Origin of the sequence: Luteolibacter sp. SL250, assembly GCF_026625605.1 — a bacterium.
In the GTDB taxonomy this organism is placed as follows: Bacteria; Verrucomicrobiota; Verrucomicrobiia; order Verrucomicrobiales; family Akkermansiaceae; genus Luteolibacter.
In genome coordinates this window covers 741,629-757,858 of sequence record NZ_CP113054.1, presented here as the reverse complement: position 1 = coordinate 757,858, position 16,230 = coordinate 741,629, and the positions used below count along the sequence as shown (strand labels likewise).

The window sequence follows — 16,230 nt, the reverse complement described above, 5'->3', positions numbered from 1 at the left end:
TCTTCGGGTTGGACGGGCCGGTGGCAGGCATCCATCCTGCATCATGTTCCAGTTGATCGTGGGGCTCGGGAATCCCGGCCGCCAATATGAGGATACCCGCCACAATGTCGGATTCATGGTGCTGGACCGGCTGGCGGCGGATACCGGGACGGCATTCCAGAGCGTGCCGAAGTGGCAGAGCCACCTGGCGAAAATCCCCGGCGACGGGACGCTGCTCCTCAAACCGCAGACGTTCATGAACCTGAGCGGGCGGGCGCTCCAGCAGATCCTCTCCTTCCACAAATGGTCCCCGGAGAACATCCTGGTGGTTTATGACGATGTCTCCCTGCCACTCGGCACCCTCAGGTTCCGGGAGAAAGGATCAGCGGGAGGGCACAACGGCATCAAATCCATCATCCAGCACCTGCATACGGATGCCTTCCCCCGGCTGAAGGTGGGAATCGGCGGCAGCCAGCCCGGCGAAATGGTCGGCCATGTCCTGGGAAAATTCGCCCCGGACGAGCGCCCGGTGCTGGAAAACACGCTTGCCACCGCCCTCGCAGCGGTGCAGCTTGCGCGTTCCCAAGGTCTCGCCGCCGCGGCGAACCGTTTCCATACCCTCACCAAACCAACTCCTGCAGATGAGCCGCAAGTACCAAGGTCTGATCATCCTCAACCCGAAGAACATCGACGGAACGATCGATGACACCATCAAAGCCGTCGCCAAGGAGATCGAAGGCGAAGGCGCGAAGATCGAGAAAGTGAACCAGATCGGCCGCAAGCAGTTCGCCTACACCTCCCGCCACGTGGACGCCGGCCACTATGTCGACTACACCCTCAGCGCCCCTGCCGAAGCGATCAAGAAGATCGAGGCCCGCCTGAAGCTGAACGACAACGTCCACCTCCAACACTACCAGCGTCTGGCCTGATTTCCGGACTGTTCCCCAGAACAGTCCTTGCGCAGGAACCCGATCATCCCTAGTCTCCACCGCCATGGCCAACCTGAACAAAGTCATGCTCATCGGGAACCTCACCCGTGACCCGGAGCTGAGATACACCCCGAAGGGAACCGCTGTCGCGGACATCGCGCTGGCCATCAACCGCGTCTGGAACAACGAGCAGAACCAGCGCCAGGAGGAAACCACCTTCGTGGACATCACGTTGTGGGGCCGCCAGGCGGAGCTCGCCCAGCAGTACCTGACCAAGGGACGCGGCGCCTACATCGAGGGCCGCCTCCAGATGGACACCTGGGACGACAAGCAGACCGGCCAGAAGCGCAGCAAGCTGAAGGTGGTCGCGGAAAGCCTCCAGTTCCTTCCCGACGGCAAAGGCGGCTCCGGCGGCCAGATCCCGCAGGGGGGAGGCCAGCAAAGCTCGCGCCCGCCCCAACAGGGCGGCCGTCCGCAGGGAGCCTCCGCCGCTCCTCCGGAAGACTACGGCGACGAGGACGACATCCCGTTCTGATCCACGGAACGGAAATCCATCCTGCATTCCATTTGGAAAAGCGGAGCCTGCACAAGGCTCCGCTTTTTTGATGCCCGGCAGTCTCCCCCAGCACGGGTGATTTCCATCGATTTCATGACCGTTCCATGACACTCCTTTCCGGAATTCCGGATTGAATGCCCTCATGAAGCCCAACCTGATCCTGACGGTCACCTTCCTTTCCCTCATCTCAATCCGCGGCTCCGCCGAAACCCCGGTGAATGAACTGATGCGCGACGCGCTCTACGCCGAGGAGGTGACCCGCGACGCTGACACCGCCGCCAGGCAGTACTCCGAGATCCTCTCCCGCTATGAGGCCCAGCGGAACTTCGCCGCGACCGCCCTCTTCCGCCTCGCGGAGCTGAAGAGGAAGCAGGGCCGCAAGGATGAGGCGGTCTCCCTCTTCCAGAAGCTCCTGAAGGAGTTTCCGGAGGGAGACCAGACCGTCCCGGCACGGAACTCGCTCGCCGCTCTCGGAGGAAAACTGCCGGAGATCGGAAATATGCCCGATGATGAGGAATCAAGGGAACTTGCCCGGATCAAAGTCCTTGAGAAGACCAGCCCGGACATCGCCAACGGCAGCTCTCTGCTGACAGCCGCCGCAAGGGCCAACCAACTCCGCGTGGTGACGTATCTCCTCGAACGCGGGGCGAATCCGAACGTGACGGGCGAAGGAGAAACCGGCCCCACCACCCCGCTGGGGATGGCCGCCTCCAACGGCAACCTGGCCATGGCGGAGGCGCTGGTCAAAGCCGGGGCCAGCGTGGAAGGAAGCGGCCACCTGACGCCGATGTTCCTAGCCATCGACACCTGTCGGCCGAAGATCATCGAACTGTTGCTCAAGAGCGGCCTGGACGTGAACAAGCCGCTGCCAAGGGGCGGCCCACCGTTGCTGATGGCCATCCGCCGGGGCTACCAACCAACGGTTGATCTGCTGTTGGATTCCGGAGCGGATGTGAACACGGTCATCCCCGAAGAAAGTGTGAATGCTCTCCACATGGCCGTGTTTTTCGAGAACGCGAAGCTTGCGGAGCGGCTGCTCACGATGGGGGCCAACCCGTCAGTGCTTGCCAAGGTGAAGTGGAAAAGCTCCAGCGCACCTTATTCCCAGGCAGCCTTCCAGGTTGAACCAGGCGATACCCCGCTGATGGTGGCCGCAGGCCGGGGCAACACGGATCTGCTGGAGATGATGCTTCCGAAAGTCACGGAGCCGGATCCCACTCCGTTGCTCATCAAGGCAGTGAACTGGGAAGCCACCAAGGCGGTGGGCTGGCTCACCGGCAAGGGAGCGGATCCCAATGCGACCACCCCCGAAGGGTTGCCCCTGATCATCCTCGCCACGAAGAAATGGAACCCTGCCCTGATCAAGGCGCTGCTGGACCATGGAGCGGATCCCAACGTGATGTTCACCGGGCGGATGGTCCCGCCGAATGTACCCGCGGATCACGCCGGCTCCTACCGGGTGGGAGCCTACTCCGCGCTGCGGATCGCCGCAGGCGCGGATATCTCCGAAAGTTCATCGTCGTGGCCGAGGATGGAGGTGTTCCGCACACTGCTGGATGGCGGGGCAAAGCCGGATGAGGAGTGGCTGAAGGGACTTGCGGGCGAACCTTCCGCCTCGGAAACGCCGCGGGGTTCCACTCCGGAAATGCGCCTGGCCATCACGCGCCGGTTCATCATACCGATGCTGGCGGACAAGCCTGCGGTGATCCTGTTGGCACCCTTTACGCCCAGAGGTCACACCATTCTCCAAACGAAAGGAGATTCCCCGCCGATGGACCTGGCACGGCTGCTTCTGGATCCCGAGTCGCCCCTTGAACTGCTGATGCTGCAGCAGGGCTTGGGCATCTCCATCGCACCCTCTTCGTTCACGATCTGGAGAAAGAACGCGGAGGGCACCGTGGAGCAGGTCGCGAAGGGCACGCTGGATCAGGAGGCCCCGTTTCCGGCACTCCAGTGGGGCGATGTGGTCGAACTCTCCCACACCACGTCTCCGGAAGCATCGCGTGGCACCTCCTTCAACAGCGGATTTCCCGACGACCTCCAGTGGCATTTGCGGCGCAGGATTTCCTTTCCCGTCAGCATCGGGATCGGCGATGCCATGGAGACCTATCAGATCAGAGGGGATCTGCTGGCTTTCGATCCGACCAAGAAGGAACTCCCATGGGGCGAACTACGGGACATCTCGTTGTTCCTGAAAGATGGGCCCGTAACCTGGGGCATCTGGAACAATGCGATCATCAGCCGCAAGGGCTGGCCCGACATCGATCTCGACCTCAGCGGGATGCGGATCCGGATCTCGACCGGACCGGCGAAGCCACCGGAACCGGTGAAGCCTTTCTTCCTCCAGCCTGGAGATGTCGTGAAGCTCATCCCGCGGGAGAAGAGCGCGGAGGAAACGAAGGCTGCGGGGGATGTGGTGAAGCAGCGGCGTTCCATGATCCGCATCGAGGCCCCGGGCCTCCCGGCCAGGAAATTCCACCATCTGGAGACGAACGGAACGACCCTCCCCGCACCCACCTTGGTCGAGGTGCTGGCGGACGTGCTGTCTTCGCGGGAGGCGGTGACCCAAGGCACCACACCCGGAAAAATACTGACCGCTCTGGACAAACACAGGGTGTTCAGGGAACTGGTCGTCATCTGGAACCATCCGGACTTCGCCAACCTGAGAATCCGCAGGTTGAACCAGGATGGCGGCGAGGAGATCCTCAAGGTGGATCTCGCCTCGATCATCGCCGCATCGCCCGCATCCGATTCCCCGGAACAGGCGAGGGCCAAGGATATCCCCCTGCAGGGAGGTGACATCCTCGAAGTGCCGCTCAAAGGAGATGTGGACGGTAGATGGACCGGCCTGTCTGAGGAGGAAGCCTCGTTCTTCGCCAAAGTACTCGATTGCCGCGTCCAGTTCCGGAGTGCCAGCGAAGAGGTGAGGTTGAAGGAAATCCGCTACCGCCCCCTTGCATTCGAAGCGGTGGGCGGAGGAAAATTCCCCTTCCTGAGGACCGATGACACAGAGGCCGTGTCCACCACCCGCGTCCATGACATGCTGTGGGCGGACCGCAAGGCGGCGGACCAACTGGTCCGGGGCCAGACCAGCTACCGGAGCACCGAAGCGGGCCGGCAGTTCGTGCGCGACGGCGACCAGATCAATTGGGTGCCCCTGGATCTCACACCACCCAATGATGGCACCGAAGCCCCGAAAGTGCCACGTCCCCGCGTCGTCGCCCCCTCCGGTAGCAATCTCCGCCGATGAAGAGGACAGCTTCATTTCCGCTGCTTGCGGGGGTTGTGGTAGCTCCCCTTCTGGCGCTGGCGGTGGTTGCCTGGCTGGGCAACCGTGCTCAGGTCCAGGGCGCATGGGCGGCGGCGAAAGAGGACGCGGATCGCTTTGCCACAGATGCGGCGGCGAACACCTCGCGCGCCCTGGAACAGTCAGTCACCGTTGCCGCCATCTACCCCGATCCTCCATTGCCCGGAGACGGCGGTCCATTTCCCGACACGGATGACCTTGAGGAGTTGCGTCGGCTGAGAGATGCCGCCGGACCGGCACTGACGGACAGTGGACTGCCGGTGAAGGTCATCGCCGCCCTGCGCCTGTTCGGCAAAACGGAATCTCTGGAGGACGGTCGCATCGCAGCGGCCAGGGCACTTGGAGAACCATCCGTCATCACCGGACGAGCCCTTTCCGAAATCAGTAAAATCCAACCGGATGCGGTCGATTCAGCCGCTATGAACCAATGGACGAAGGATGAAGCGGCACGCTTCGCGGCCAGGTCCATTGAGCCGGAATCCGTCGGCCACTACCTGGATTTCACTCCGGATGAGGCTCCTATTGTATGGATAAGGGTGGTGGGAGATGAAATCCACTATGTCCACCGCCAGAATCTTGAGACTGCCGCGAAATCGAGAGGAAATCCGGGAGCCTACCGGTCGATCCCATGGGCGGTAGTGGAGTTGATCGTCAATGACCGGCAGGTGATCAATTTCCTCAATCCCGTCGAGTCCAGCGGCGGAAAAGCGCAGGAAGTGATGGCTGAAAAGCCGGTCCCGTTCGACGGACGACTGCGCATCCGTGTCAGCGCGGCGAAGCCCGAATTGATCCTGTCGGCGGCACGGAGGCAGTCACAGTGGATCACAGCCTTGTTGCTGTGCGCGGTGGCCTCGTCGGCCGGCGGGCTGTTCCTCATCTCCCGGGCGTTCAGCCGCGAGCGGAGGCTCAACGCGCTGAAGAGTGATTTCGTCGCCAGTGTTTCGCACGAACTGCGCGCACCCATCGCGTCGATCCGCCTGATGGCGGACGCACTGGAACAGGGAAAAATCAACGGCGAGACGGCGAAGGAGTTCCACCGGCTGATCTCGAAGGAAGGCGCGCGGCTTTCCACCCTCATCGAGAACGTCCTCGACTTCGCCCGCATCGAGCAGAACCGGAAGGAATGGCGGTTCGGGGAATCCGATCTCACCGGACTGGTGCGGGAGACGGTCTCCCTGATGCAGCCGCTCGCGGCGGAAAAGGACATCACCCTGCGGACCAACGTCCCTGCAGAGGAGCTCTCGATGCGGGCGGATGCCGGGGCGCTCCAACAGGCGCTGGTGAACCTGATCGACAACGCGATCAAGTTCTCCCCTGCGGCCTCGACCATCACGGTGACGCTTTCGGCGGGTGAGGCAGGTTGCCGGATCTGCATTTCCGACAACGGCCCGGGCATCCCGAAAAGCGAGCATCTGCGCATCTTTGAAAAATTCCATCGTCTGGGTGGTGAGTTGCGGCGCGAGACCCAGGGCACCGGCATCGGCCTCAGCCTGGTGAAAGCCATCGCGGAGGCGCACCAGGGCCGGGTGACGCTGGAAAGCGCACCGGGCAACGGCAGCACCTTCATCCTCCACCTTCCCTCCACCCATCCATGAGACTGCTGGTCATCGAAGACGAACTGCCCATGCGCACCGCGCTGGTGGAAACACTGGCCGCGGAGGGCTACCGCGTGAAGGCGGCTGGTGACGGCATCTCCGGATTGGAAACCGCCTGTATGGAGACGTTCGATCTGGTGCTGCTGGACGTGATGATGCCGGGCCTGGACGGCTATGCGGTCTGCCGTGAGCTGAGGAAACGCGGACGCGGGATGCCGGTGCTGATGCTGACCGCGAAAGGCCAGATCGACGACCGGGTGGATGGCCTGGACAGCGGCGCTGACGATTATCTGGTGAAGCCGTTCAGCCTGCGGGAGCTGCTCGCGCGGGTGCGTGCCCTGCTGCGCCGCCGGGAGCGGGACCAGGCGGTGCCGGAGGTGCTGGAACTCGGGACCACCGTGATCGACTTCCGGAAATCATCCATTTCACAGGGAGATCGGGTCCACCCGCTGTCCGAAAAGGAAGCCGGCATGCTGAGGTTGCTGGCCGCATACGCGGGGGAAACCGTCAGCCGGGAGAAGTTCCTGGATGTGGTGTGGGGCTACAACGCGTTTCCGAGCACCCGCACGGTGGACAACTTCATTTCCGCCCTGCGGGCGAAACTGGAGCAGGATCCCGCCAACCCGGTGCACCTGGTCACGGTGCGGGGAACCGGCTACCGGCTGGAGCAAGACTCCCCCGCCGGCGAGCGTAGTCATCAGGAATGATGCGCCGTCTGTTCCTGCTGCTTTTCCTCCTCGCCGGGTGTGCGATGGGAGGTATTTCCCTCGACAAGCTGCCACCTCATCCGCGCTTGTTCGCGAACGCAGCCCGCTTCGATGAGATCAAGAGACAGGTGGCGGACGAAGGACCGGCGCGCGATTTCTTCCTGCTCCTGAAAGCCCGCGCGGATGCCCTGCTGAAACAGGAGCCGGTGGAGCGGGTGCTGACAGGGAGGCGGTTGCTTCCCGTCTCCCGCCAGGCGCTGGAGTGCATCACCATCTCCGCGATGGTGGGGAGGCTGGAGGGAAATGCGGAATACAAGCGGCGGGCGATCACGGAGATGCGGGCGCTGGCGGGGTTCACGGACTGGAACCAGCCGCATTTCCTCGATGTGGCGGAGGCGACCTTCGCCATGGGGATCGGCTACGACTGGCTGTATGACGACCTCACGCCGGAGGACCGGGATCTGATCTCGGGCGCGATCATCGGGAAGGGCCTGGAGGCCTCGCTGGCATCCCGCAGCGGCAAGCCACCCTTCTGGGTGGCCGGCACGAACAACTGGAACCAGGTGTGCCACTCCGGCATGACCATCGGCGCGCTGGCGGTGGCGGAGCGCAACCCGGAGCTGGCCGCGCGGATGGTGGACCGGGCGATCGAGAACCTGAAGCATTCGGCGAAGGCCTACGCGCCGGACGGGATCTACCCTGAAGGTCCCGGCTACTGGGCGTACGGCACCGGATTCCACGTCGCGCTGGTGGATGCGCTGAAAACCGCCCTTGGGGATACCTTCGGACTGGAGAAGTTCCCCGGGTTCCTGAAGACCGCGGACTTCATCGTCCAGATGCACTCCCCCGCGGGGAGGTATTACAATTTTTCCGACAACGTGCAGACGCGTGGATTCGAGACACCGCTGTTCTGGTTCGCCAGGGAGCTGAAACGCCCCGGACTGCTGGAAGCGGACCTGGCGCTGGTGCAGGATCTAAAGGCGAAACCGCGGAAGCTGGACCGGCTGATGGCGCTGGCTCTGGTCTGGTGGGATGGCAAGGAGGCGGGAACGGAAGAAAACCCGCCCACCTCCTGGACGGGTGACGGAAAGGTGCCGCTCGCGGTTTTCCGTGAACGCTGGGGCGACCGCAACGCCGCCTTTGTGGCGTTCAAGGGAGGCAGGCCCGACATCTCCCACGGCCATATGGACGTGGGATCCTTCGTTTTTGAAAGGGACGGCATCCGCTGGGCGGAGGACCCCGGGCTGCAGTCCTACAACACGCTGGAGTCCCGCGGGATCGACCTGTGGAACCAGAAGCAGGACAGCCCGCGCTGGAAAGTGTTCCGCCTGGGTTCCGAAGCCCACAACATCCCCCGCTTCGACGGCGCGGACCAACGGGTGGAAGGCTCCGCCGTGGTGGTGAAGTCCAGCGCGGAGAAACGTCTGATGGTGCTGGATCTGACCGCCCTCCATGGCGGAGCGGTGAAATCCTCCCAACGCGGGCTGCGGATGCTGGCGGACGGCGGCGTGGTCATCCGGGATGAATGGCAGACAGAGGAAAAACCCGTTTCGATGGCATTCCAGTGGCTGACGAGGGCGAAGGTCGCCGCAGACCAGTCGGGCGCCGTGCTGGAGTCCGGCGGCAAGTCGCTCCGCCTGGAAGTGGAGGCTAGCAGCCCGTTCACCATCGGGGTGCAGGATCTTTCCAAACCGGTGAATGACTACGACGAGGCGAACCCCGGCCTCAAACGAATCGTCATCACGACGAAAACCGATGCGGGATCGACCGGAACGATGACGGTGACCGCAGGCGTGAAGGAAAAGTCCACCGCATCCAGAAATCTGGACTCATGGTGAGGAAACGCGGCCGCGATTCTTGCTGCTGACGGCCGGCCGGGGATCCTGTATATGGCCCCATGATCAAAACCCGCGACGTGTTCGTATTCGTGGCCGCCTTTGGCACCGCCTCCGCCTTGTTCGCCGCCACCCAGGGCGATCCTGCCCCGGCGGTGATGAGATCGGTGGCGCTCGAATGGAATGACCTGCCGGTGAAAGCCAGCGCAAAGGGTGAGACGAGGAAGGTCTTCCAAGCCCCCACGGCCACCCTGGACGAACTGGAGTGCCATGTGACCACGCTCAAACCCGGAGTGACCTCCCATCCTCCGCACCAGCATCCGGACGAGGAGATCCTGATCGTGAAAGAGGGCACCGTCGAAGCCCTGGTCGCGGGGGAATGGAAGAAGCTAGGACCGGGATCGGTCATCTTCCAGGCCGCGAACGAAATGCACACCATCCGGAATGCGGGTGAAACACCCGCGACCTACCATGTCTTCAAATGGAACTCCCCCGGGATGCTGAAAAAGAAAACGGAATGACGACGGGGCTGACGATGGTCAGTTCCGCATGAAGCTCTCCTCGTAAGGCTCCTCCGCGGCGAGCGACTGCTCCACCTCCAGCACCGGTTGGACGCCCGCTTTGCCCTTCGGGAAGGTGATGGTTCCGGAGACCCGGACCCAGCCGCCATCCGGGAACTCCGGCGGTTCCTTGCCAAACTCCAGCACGATGGGGATGGCCCGGCTGTCCGCCGCGCAGCAGGTGATGAACATGCGGTAGAGGCGCTTGCGCGTTCCTGCGTCGTTGTCCGCCTTTTCCTCCGCCCAGCGGCCTTCCGTCTGGACCTTCATCCCGCCGAGGGCTTTCTGCAGTTCCGCATCCCCGCTGGAGAAGAACAGTTCCATCAGGGACATCTCGTAGTAGCCGTCCTGTGTCTTGCGGTGGTTCTTTTCCAGATCCTCACGGGTGATGGGACCTAGCATGGAGGCCATGAACGGGGATTTCACCTCATCGACGGTCATGGTCTTCCGGGAGATGGCGGCTTCGGAGTACTTGTCTTTCGTCCAGGCCACGGAAAGCAGGACCGGCACCACCATCAGGGCGAATGCGGTGAGGGGGTGCATGTCCCCGGACTCATGGTCGTGGGCGTCCCCGTCGCCGTGGTCATGGCCGCAGTCCGCGTGCTGGCCCGCGGTGAGGAGGTTGAACAAGCCCAACACGGCCAGACCCAGTCCGCCGCAGAGCGCGATGGGCCGGAAGTCCGGGGCAAGGTACTTCGTGATCCGGCCGGAAGCGTAGAAGTAGAGGATCACCCCGCTCCAGATCAGCAGCGCGAGCGAAAACAGGATGCGTCGGTTGCGTGGGCTCATGGGGTTTTCAGGACGATTTCCTGCCAGAAGATGGCGGCGGCGCCGATGGCGACGAAAAGGCCGACGGCGAGGGCGGCGATGAAGCGCTTGTTCAGCACCGTCTGGTAGAGGAACAGCAGCTTCACATCCATCATCGGCCCGAAGGTGAGGAAGGCGAGCTTCGCACCCCAGGTGAACTTGTGGAGAGTGGCGGCGATGAACGCGTCAGAGGTGCTGCAGAGGCTGAGCACGAAGGCCAGCACCATGAGCGCGGCAGGGGCCCCCACCGGGTTCCCGGCGACGCTGTCCAGCCACTCCGCACCGGGGGCGATGCCGGTGTTGAACAGGGCGGTGATGGCAACGCCGATGGTGAAATAGACGCCCACATCCACGAAGTCCTTCATCGCGGACCGGAACGCAGCGACCATCCGGTTGTCGTCTTTCGCGTGGTGGTGGTGTCCGTGGCCATGGTCATGCCCGCAGCAGCCATCGGCATGATCGTGGTCGTGATGATGATGGTCATGATCACAGCAGGCGGCATCCTTGGCCGGGGCCGGACTGGAGGCGGACAGGCTTTCCACCAGCTTCGGCTTCAGGACGGAGGAGAGCCGCATGCGGGAGACGATGAGTCCGACGAGAACGGCGATCAGGAAGCCGAGGATGAGGCGGCCGCTGGTCATCATGCCCGCCCCCTGGCCCTGGAAGGCCTTCCAGGTGCTCAGCGCGGTGATGGGGTTCACGATCGGCGCGGCGAGCATGTAGGTGAGCGCGCAGGAAACCGGCAGGCCCTTCTTCACCAGACGGCGGATGACGGGCACCACGGCGCATTCGCAGACCGGAAAGACGGCCCCCAGAAGGCCGGCGGTGAGCACGGCGAGGATCTTGTTCTTCGGCAGGAAGCGATCCATCGTGCCCGCAGGCAGGTAGATGTCGATGAAGCCGCTGATGAGCGTCCCTAGCAGGATGAACGGAGCGCCCTCAAAGAGAATGCTCAGAAACGCGAGCGCAAAGTCCTGTTGCGAATCAGCAGACATCGCCGCGAAGCAAACGCGCTGGAGGCCAACGTGTCAACCGGCGGGCTGGGCGAGCTTCCTCTCAAAGTCCTGTCCCAACGCTTCGGAACCCGGTCCGGAACGGCCCGCCGCCTGATGGTAGAGCTGGATGAAGCGTTTCACGCCAAACGCCTCCAGAGGTTCCTGGTCCTCCTTGTATTTCGTGAGGTGGCCGAAGTTTCTCAGGCGCTCGTTCGGTGTCAGCGGCCGGCCCTTGAAGGTGAGATCCGCCATGTCGATGAGCGCCAGACGACCGTCGGGCATTTCCAGGATGTTCCCGAAGTGGATCGACCGGAAAAAGACACCTTTTTCATGAAGACCGGAGACAAACGCAGCCAGTTTTCCGAACAACTCCGGGGTTTTTCCAAGATCCCGCAGGGATTCACCCTCCAGGCGCTTGTAGGCGACGGCGTCCTTTTTGAGTGATGGGATGCGCCACAGCCCGGTCACCTCCACGGTGGGGATGCCCATCTGCGTGAGCCGGGCGGCGTTTTTCGCGAAACGCTTGGCGTAGGGATTCCACAGGGCGGAGGAAAGCAGGCGCTTGCGGCGGAACAACTTCATGATCCCGCCGTCCGGAGTGGCGATGACCTTCGGGCCGTAGCGGTCCCTCATGAGCACCGTCGAACTCTCCAGCAAAGCATCGAAATCCCTCAGCTCCGGCAACATGGTGTGACAAGAATGCCACAACCACGCGGATTTCAAGCCTCTTCTCCCCCTCGTGGCATCCGTTTCCGGAGATCTCCGGCGTGGGAATCAGCCCTCCTGTGGAGGATGGATGACGAAAACACGGTCAACGCCGCGCTTGGAGAACTCCTCCCAATAACGCTTTTCCCGGTCCGCGGTGCGGGCCCGGCGCTGCTCCTCCGTGAGGGCTTCCCAGTTCTTGAAGCCGATGGCCTTGGCCAGATCCCGGTCGGACAGGCGCACCGCCAGTTCGTCCCAGAAGCTCTCGTTGCGGAACTCCTCGTAGCATTCGTGGTAGAACAGTTTCTCCTCCCGCTCCTGCTTCACCCGAAACCGCTGGGTCTCCTCGTCGAACTCGATCCAGTCGCCGAGTCCGGAGTGTCCGGCTTTCTCGAGGATCTTGCTCTCCAGGTTCTCAAAGGCGGTCACCTGGTCGTTGGCCCCCTCCTTCTGGTTCCACGACGCGACATTCGCGGCGAGGCTGACCATTTCCACAAGGGTGGCGAGTTCATGATCCGATAACCTGAGGTGCATCCGGGCGGGAAGAAACCACCCCGCGCCCCTTCCCGCAAGCCCTCATCAATTCGACGCTTGATCCCCGAAACAGATTCCGCGCAGACTCCGGCGTCGTTGCACGAGTAGCTCAGCGGTAGAGCAACCCGCTTACACCGGGTTGGTCGGCGGTTCGATCCCGTCCTCGTGTACCATTTTTCCCCCGCAATCAGGAGTTTCTGCGGCGGCGCAGCGCGAAAAGACCCGCGGAAGCCACCAGCATCAACGCGTGGGAGGGCTCCGGAACCAAGGCGAACGTGAAATTGTCACCCGTGGATGTTCCACTGCCTCCGCTCGCTCCGGTCCCAAGCGCGATGTAATTGAGCGCTGGGTTGGAGTTGGTGGCATAAGTGTAGGTGTTTCCAGCCGAACCACCATTGACGTCCTGGGGGACACCATTCACATAGAGGTCGTAGGTCCACTGGGTCGCGATCGTGTTCAGGACAAATTTGAAGGTGACGGGAGCTCCAGCCGTGTAGGTGGTGGAAAGGAGCACATTTCCGGTGGTGCCGCCGCCCGGTCTCACGTTGACATCTCCGTTCGCCCGATAGAACAACCAAGGACCGGCCGCGGTACCCGAATCGGTCAGATTCTGTTCCGTGGTCAGGCCGGCGGTGAAACCGAAACCCACCCAGGAATTTCCGTAGTTCGACGGGTGGGTGATCGTGTAGGACAGTTCGTAAATCCCGGGATTCGTGGTGAAGTAATTGCTCCCAAGGGAGATCCCTGCCGTCCGGTTGAGATTCGTGCCCAACATCAGCTGTCCGGATCCGTCCAACTTCATGGAATCCGCGGTTACGGTGGCGGTCCAGTTGTTGGAATTCACCAGGTTGGTGCTGGGAGCCCGCCCGTTGATATGGGCTGCCGTCGCGTCGTTGAAGTTGTCCTGGATGAGGATCGCCGCGTGGGCGGATCCGGCGAAGGCAAGAAAGGGCAGGATGGTGCGGGTCATAGGATCGGAAATCGGGTGATCTGCGCCTTTACGGAGCGCAGCGCAGAAATCTTATTCACGCATCCGGCAGACCACCAATCAGAAATTCCCCGGCTGGGGTGTGCCGCTGCGCCACCGGCCATCCGGAAGACCCATGTGGCAGCTTTCCTGGGTTTCCTCGATCCGGCCTTGGCTGATCCAGCCATCCGCGACCTCCACCCAGTACGCCCGCCCCGGATTGAGGAAGGACCCGGTGTTGATCACGCGCAGGTTTCCCCTCTTCCATGTCCCGGCCCAGTGGAAATGCCCGATGACGAGGAACTCCGCCTCCGGGAAATAACGGTCGCGGAATGCCAGGCCCATGTCCGGCTGGGTCCACCACGCCTTCATCATTTCCAAGGCGCGCTGCGGGGGGTGGATGGCCTCCAGGACCCGTTGGAAAAAGCCGCGGCCTTCCGGATGCCTCACCACGGGATAGGAAATGGAAATTTCCCGGGCGAGCTGGTGCCGTTCCCGCGCGTCATGGGCTGCCGCGGGATGTGCGGCCCAGAGCTCCTCGACGCGCCGTGGATCCAGCAGGATCTCCCGCTTCCACGGCGCACCGGATCTCAGCAGCGCGTCGCCATGGGTGATGACGACTTTCCCACCCTCAAGTTCCAGATAGCCGTCCCCCGGCCATCCCGGATCATGATTCCCCGGAAGGAAAATGGGTTCACAACCCTCCTCCCGGCAGAGCGCCATCAGTTCATCCAGCTTTCCCCGGGAGCCGGCTTTCAGCTCCCTGGCCAGCTCCTGCCAGGTATCACCGTTGAAAACGACAGTCCCTGCTCCGGCGAGCAACGGGCGGAGAGCCTCCACCCGCGCGATCCGTGAGACACGGTGCCCGAGGTGCAGATCGGAAAGGATCCGCACCGGCTCTTTCACGGACCGACCCGGCGCTGCCGCACCGCCTCGAAGAGGCACACCCCGGTCGCCACGGAGACGTTGAGGCACTCGACCTTTCCGGCCATGGGGATGGAAACGAGGAAGTCGCAGTTCTCTTCCGTGAGGCGGCGCATGCCCTTTTCCTCAGCCCCCAGCACCAGCGCCAGCGGGCCTTTCAGGTCTTGCTCGAAGATCGACTTCGTCGCGCGGTCCGAGGTACCGACGAACCATAAGCCGGCCTCCTTGAGCCGTTCCATGGTTCGGGCAAGGTTGGTCACCTGGGCGAAGGGTACATGGTCCGCCGCGCCCACGGAAATGCGGCGCACGGTTTCCGTGATGCCGACGGCCTTGTCCTTCGGCGCGACGACGGCATGCACACCCGCTCCGTCCGCCGTGCGGAGGATGGCCCCGAGGTTGTGGGGGTCCTGCACGCAGTCCAGGATCAGGACGAAGGGCACGGCCTGCTCGCGGACGATGGCCATGAGGTCGTCTTCATCCAGGGACGGAACGCTCTGTTCCGGCTCCTGCGGCTTCACGTGGCGGTTCTCACGGGCCTGTTTGTTGAAGTTTCCGTGTTGCGGGCGGGGCTTCATGGTTGGAGCGGTGGTGGTGAGGGTTGTGGGTGCGGCTCAGCGGCCCAGCACCCAGGAGATGTGCGGGGTGTAAAGGTCCGGCTCCAGCAGGAAGGAGTCATGCCCTTTCTCGGAATGGACGGTGATGTGCATGACATCCACCTTCGCCGTTTCCAGATGCTTCACCAGCTCCGCCTGCTCCTCCGGATAGAAGCAGAAGTCGGAGTCGATGGAGAAAACGAGCCAGCGTTGCCCGGCGAGCTTCGAGCGTCCGAAGAGGTCCGCAGGCGTTTCCGCGTCGCCTTCGTGGGCCGCGTCATAACGTGACCACATGTCGATGATGCGGAGGTAGGTGTTCGCGTCGAAGCGCTTCACGAACTTCTTCCCCTGGTGGAGCATGTAGCTCTGGAACTGGTCCCGCACACGGTACCAGGCGAGGATGTCATCCGGCTGCACCACGTCCTGCCGCGCGCGCTTCTCGATGGAGTCGAGGTGGACGAAGGTCTTGTGGGAGATCATGCGGGCGAGCGCCAGGCCATAGAGCGGCGGCTGGTCCGCGTAGTAGTCGCCGCCGTTGAAGTGCGGGTCGTTCTCGATGGCGAGGATCTGCTCGAACAGGATGAGCTTGTTCAGGACGGTGGTCTTGAACCCGGAGGCGATGGCGATGACATTCCGCACCCGCTCCGGGAAGCGGGTGGCGAAGGTGGTGGCCACCAGGCCGCCGACGGACGGCCCGATCACCGCGACCAACGTCCCGACGCCGAGGCTGTCGATGAGCGCGTGGACCATCTCCGCCTGGTCCGCCGCGGAGACGGAGGGGAACTTCGAGCCGTAGGGGGCGCCGGTCTCCGGGTCGATGGAGCCCGGGCCGGTGCTGCCGTAACAGCCGCCGAGGTAGTTCGCGCAGACGATGAAATACTTCGAGGTGTCAATCGCCTTGCCCTCGCCGATCATGGTTTCCCACCAGCCATCATGGAGTTCCGGCTGCCAAAGGCCGTCCAGCCCCTCGATCGAAGGGGTGATGCCCGCCGCGTGGTGGGAGCCTGACAGGGCGTGGAACAGGAGGATGGCGTTGGAGCCGTCGGCATTCAGTTCGCCGTGGGTCTCGTAGGCGATGGTCACGCCGCCCAACATCGAGCCATCCCGGAGCCTCACGGGCTCATCGGAACCGCCGATGTGGAAAAACTTCGTGACCGTTTCTGCTGACATGATGGGCGGACCCTAAGCAGACCCCGCCCGGAGATGCAAGGGCAGCGATATTCCCGCCACCCGGGGG

16 protein-coding genes and 1 tRNA gene are annotated in these 16,230 nt (G+C 63.0%); 9 read left to right on the top strand and 8 right to left on the bottom strand.

The window, feature by feature from the left end; translation table 11 throughout:
- The first annotated feature begins 43 nt into the window (after positions 1-43).
- The 8 genes from pth (at position 44) to OVA24_RS03405 (ending at position 9,429) form a co-directional block, all read left to right on the top strand.
- Positions 44-685 (top strand): aminoacyl-tRNA hydrolase, encoded by a 642-nt coding sequence (pth, locus tag OVA24_RS03440; protein WP_267673525.1) that lies wholly within the window; start codon positions 44-46, stop codon positions 683-685.
- Positions 621-908 carry a 30S ribosomal protein S6 gene (rpsF, locus tag OVA24_RS03435; protein ID WP_267673523.1) on the top strand — a complete coding sequence of 96 codons (288 nt, stop codon included), beginning with the start codon at positions 621-623 and terminating at the stop codon, positions 906-908. The genes pth and rpsF overlap by 65 nt, the downstream gene beginning before the upstream one ends.
- Positions 909-972: 64 nt before the next feature.
- Entirely contained in the window at positions 973-1,443 is a 471-nt protein-coding gene (locus tag OVA24_RS03430) for a single-stranded DNA-binding protein (RefSeq protein WP_267673521.1), read from the top strand.
- A 163-nt stretch (positions 1,444-1,606) separates the two neighbouring features.
- Positions 1,607-4,714, top strand: a complete 3,108-nt coding sequence (locus OVA24_RS03425; protein ID WP_267673519.1) for an ankyrin repeat domain-containing protein — start codon at positions 1,607-1,609, stop codon at positions 4,712-4,714.
- Positions 4,711-6,366 (top strand): sensor histidine kinase, encoded by a 1,656-nt coding sequence (locus OVA24_RS03420; RefSeq protein WP_267673517.1) that lies wholly within the window; start codon positions 4,711-4,713, stop codon positions 6,364-6,366. Before OVA24_RS03425 ends, OVA24_RS03420 begins: the two co-directional genes overlap by 4 nt.
- Complete coding sequence (locus OVA24_RS03415) at positions 6,363-7,073, top strand: response regulator transcription factor (protein WP_267673515.1); 711 nt, start codon at positions 6,363-6,365, stop codon at positions 7,071-7,073. The genes OVA24_RS03420 and OVA24_RS03415 overlap by 4 nt, the downstream gene beginning before the upstream one ends.
- On the top strand, positions 7,070-8,911 hold the full coding sequence (locus OVA24_RS03410) for a heparinase II/III domain-containing protein (protein ID WP_267673514.1): 1,842 nt from the start codon (positions 7,070-7,072) through the stop codon (positions 8,909-8,911). Before OVA24_RS03415 ends, OVA24_RS03410 begins: the two co-directional genes overlap by 4 nt.
- Before the next feature lie 59 nt (positions 8,912-8,970).
- The gene (locus tag OVA24_RS03405; protein WP_267673513.1) at positions 8,971-9,429 is read left to right on the top strand and encodes a cupin domain-containing protein; all 459 of its coding nucleotides are present in this window, start codon (positions 8,971-8,973) and stop codon (positions 9,427-9,429) included.
- A gap of 18 nt (positions 9,430-9,447) precedes the next feature.
- Here the strand turns inward: OVA24_RS03405 and OVA24_RS03400 are convergent, their stop codons facing one another.
- From OVA24_RS03400 to OVA24_RS03385, 4 genes are all read right to left on the bottom strand, one after another.
- Positions 9,448-10,257: a DUF1980 domain-containing protein gene (locus tag OVA24_RS03400; RefSeq protein WP_267673512.1), complete on the bottom strand. Its 810-nt coding sequence runs from the start codon at positions 10,255-10,257 to the stop codon at positions 9,448-9,450.
- Positions 10,254-11,270: a permease gene (locus OVA24_RS03395; protein WP_267673511.1), complete on the bottom strand. Its 1,017-nt coding sequence runs from the start codon at positions 11,268-11,270 to the stop codon at positions 10,254-10,256. The genes OVA24_RS03400 and OVA24_RS03395 overlap by 4 nt, the downstream gene beginning before the upstream one ends.
- Before the next feature lie 33 nt (positions 11,271-11,303).
- On the bottom strand, positions 11,304-11,957 hold the full coding sequence (locus OVA24_RS03390; RefSeq protein WP_267673509.1) for a BUD32 family EKC/KEOPS complex subunit: 654 nt from the start codon (positions 11,955-11,957) through the stop codon (positions 11,304-11,306).
- Positions 11,958-12,044: 87 nt separating this feature from the next.
- Complete coding sequence (locus tag OVA24_RS03385; RefSeq protein WP_267673507.1) at positions 12,045-12,509, bottom strand: hypothetical protein; 465 nt, start codon at positions 12,507-12,509, stop codon at positions 12,045-12,047.
- A 98-nt stretch (positions 12,510-12,607) separates the two neighbouring features.
- Between OVA24_RS03385 and OVA24_RS03380 the strand changes: the two genes are divergently transcribed.
- Positions 12,608-12,682, top strand: a tRNA-Val gene (locus tag OVA24_RS03380).
- Positions 12,683-12,696: 14 nt separating this feature from the next.
- Here OVA24_RS03380 and OVA24_RS03375 read toward each other — a convergent pair.
- The 4 genes from OVA24_RS03375 to OVA24_RS03360 form a co-directional block, all read right to left on the bottom strand.
- A complete protein-coding gene (locus OVA24_RS03375) occupies positions 12,697-13,479 on the bottom strand; it encodes a PEP-CTERM sorting domain-containing protein (RefSeq protein WP_267673506.1) in 783 nt (260 codons plus the stop codon).
- Positions 13,480-13,557: 78 nt separating this feature from the next.
- Positions 13,558-14,382: a metallophosphoesterase family protein gene (locus tag OVA24_RS03370; protein ID WP_267673504.1), complete on the bottom strand. Its 825-nt coding sequence runs from the start codon at positions 14,380-14,382 to the stop codon at positions 13,558-13,560.
- Positions 14,379-14,975, bottom strand: a complete 597-nt coding sequence (gene rlmB / locus OVA24_RS03365) for a 23S rRNA (guanosine(2251)-2'-O)-methyltransferase RlmB (RefSeq protein WP_267673503.1) — start codon at positions 14,973-14,975, stop codon at positions 14,379-14,381. The genes OVA24_RS03370 and rlmB overlap by 4 nt, the downstream gene beginning before the upstream one ends.
- Positions 14,976-15,011: 36 nt before the next feature.
- Positions 15,012-16,163, bottom strand: a complete 1,152-nt coding sequence (locus tag OVA24_RS03360) for a homoserine O-acetyltransferase MetX (protein ID WP_267673501.1) — start codon at positions 16,161-16,163, stop codon at positions 15,012-15,014.
- Positions 16,164-16,230: the final 67 nt, after the last annotated feature.